The organism is Veillonella sp. VA142 (assembly GCF_003992135.1).
GTDB lineage: Bacteria > Bacillota > Negativicutes > Veillonellales > Veillonellaceae > F0422.
Genome location: NZ_RQVN01000050.1, coordinates 1 through 2,104 on the forward strand (window position 1 = coordinate 1; position 2,104 = coordinate 2,104).

The following is a 2,104-nucleotide window of genomic DNA, read 5'->3' on the forward strand; positions in this document are numbered from 1 at the left end:
ATATGTCTATTTTATTGCAACAAAAAAATGTTGGTGACTACTCTCATATGAGTAGCCCCAACATTTATTATAGAGCCAAAAAATAGAGAAGTTTCGCACATTGATTCTGTAGTATGGGTACTCTCTTGTTTTGGATGAGCGAAAGGGTGCAAAGGAAAGAGGTGCTGCTAGTCTTTTTTCGATTGCAACTTCTATATCATCTAACAGTTGATGGGCAGCACTTGGGTTTTGCAGGGTATTGGTGATATAGGATGTAACTTCTATTAAATCTTTTTCAAAGATAGGGAGAAAAGTTAGCTTATAAGTTGGTTTGTTCATCGATATAGCTCCTTGCTGCATTAAATACTTCAGCTTTAGAAAGTCGCGTAGTTGAACTTCTAGCTAATGTATCTGCTTCGTCAAGTTTTTCTTCTACATCCATAGTCAGTATGGAATACTGTTCGATGCTCATTAGCACCATGGTACCATATCCATTTTTTGTGAGAAATACAGGTGAGTTTGAGTTGATCACAGTTTCTTCAATTTCAGGAAATTTATTTCGTAAGTCAGAGACTGGACGAATATGAATCATAGTAAACACCTCCTTGTTATCATAATTATATCTTTATTTTATCAGAATATCTTAGAAAGATAAACTGGTAAATTAAGCTTTATTTTTTATTGGCTAGATATCCATTGAAATCCATAGATTGACTTTGTATAATGAGAGTATAGAAAGGTGGTGGCTCTATGGCTAAAGCGATAGATGTGGCGAAATTTTTTATTGAAATAGTTGCTAATACTCCTAATGAAGATGCGATGACTAATTTACGGTTAAATAAACTGTTGTACTTTGCTCAAGCTGGGAGCATTTCATCATTAGGTTATACTCTTATTGAAGAAGATTTTGAAGCATGGGATTTAGGTCCGGTTGTTACATCTGTTTATAAAACTTTTAAAGAATATGGAAGAAATGGGATTGTTAATCAATCGTTTGATAGACAAGCGTTGACCAAAGAAGAGCAATTATACTTGTTAGATGTTCTACGTAAATATAGCACAATATCTACATCTTCTTTAGTGAATAAATCTCATGAAAAAGGGACACCGTGGTATGAGGTGTACTATTCTACTGGCGATAAAATTATTCCGAAACATCGAATTATAGAATACTATGAGCATATTGAAATTGTTGATAAATTCACATTACCATTTACAGAGAAAGACTTCGTTGGGACAAGAGATGAATCTAACTATTTAGTGTTACCACAGGAGTATGATTATGCCGAATAGTTGGGAAGTAGAGAGAAGGTACGTATGACAACATGGTTTAATGATTTAAAAGAGTTAATTTGGCACCCTAAGAGTAGGGGCTTTGATCAAATTGCAGAACACGGGACGGTAAAAAAAGGGTTGTTGACCTATTTCTGTCTTGATATTATATTTTCTTTGATTGTGGCTAGTTTACTATCTCCATTGATAGGTTTTTTGGCGGATGCATACGTCTTGGAAATAGCTGCTTTAGGTTCGGCTATCATTTTGGGGATGGCTGTATTTATATTTGTAGTACGTGGTGTAGGACTATTTATTAATAGTGCTATATTTTTCGGACTCTATAAGTTGACCAAAGGAAGTGGCACCTGGTCAGATGTAGTCAAAGGATTCATTTATGGAAATATTATTACTAATGTCTACGGTTCTATTGCGGGACTTATTCTATTGGTAAGCATAGCCGCATCAGCGGATTTGCTACTAGTAGGTGGCGATATTTCTGCACTAGGTATTTTAGGAATTATTATAGCAATTGGCCTTTGGATTTTTTATCAGAATATATCCTTAATGTCTCGAATTTTATTGGACACAAAAGGAAAGGTGTTCATCTTATATATTATTACAGGGATTGTTCTTAGCGTATTAGAATATATGGTAAAATAACTAAACTGTATTTGTATTTCTCTATCTAATCATATATAATAAAGGTAATTAATTTTTTTGTAATGAAGGAGGCTATTTTAACAATGGCAAAAGCAAAGTTCGAACGTAATAAACCACACGTTAACATTGGTACTATCGGTCACGTTGACCATGGTAAAACTACTTTAACAGCAGCAATCACTAAAGTTCT

General features: G+C 34.1%; 5 protein-coding genes. 3 read left to right on the plus strand and 2 right to left on the minus strand.

Features of this window, described 5'->3' with window-relative positions:
• Positions 1-6 precede the first annotated feature (6 nt).
• A complete protein-coding gene (locus tag EO117_RS09010; RefSeq protein WP_206168606.1) occupies positions 7-318 on the minus strand; it encodes a type II toxin-antitoxin system RelE/ParE family toxin in 312 nt (103 codons plus the stop codon).
• Positions 299-571, minus strand: a complete 273-nt coding sequence (locus EO117_RS09015; protein ID WP_126940110.1) for a type II toxin-antitoxin system Phd/YefM family antitoxin — start codon at positions 569-571, stop codon at positions 299-301. The genes EO117_RS09010 and EO117_RS09015 overlap by 20 nt, the downstream gene beginning before the upstream one ends.
• Positions 572-729: 158 nt before the next feature.
• On the opposite strand from EO117_RS09015, the gene EO117_RS09020 reads away from it, so the two are divergent.
• The 3 genes from EO117_RS09020 to EO117_RS09030 form a co-directional block, all read left to right on the plus strand.
• Positions 730-1,272: a Panacea domain-containing protein gene (locus tag EO117_RS09020; protein ID WP_126940111.1), complete on the plus strand. Its 543-nt coding sequence runs from the start codon at positions 730-732 to the stop codon at positions 1,270-1,272.
• Between the two features lie 24 nt (positions 1,273-1,296).
• On the plus strand, positions 1,297-1,914 hold the full coding sequence (locus EO117_RS09025; RefSeq protein ID WP_126940112.1) for a hypothetical protein: 618 nt from the start codon (positions 1,297-1,299) through the stop codon (positions 1,912-1,914).
• Positions 1,915-1,997: 83 nt separating this feature from the next.
• Positions 1,998-2,104 (plus strand): GTP-binding protein (locus EO117_RS09030; protein ID WP_149306083.1); only part of this gene is annotated, 107 nt, incomplete at its 3' end.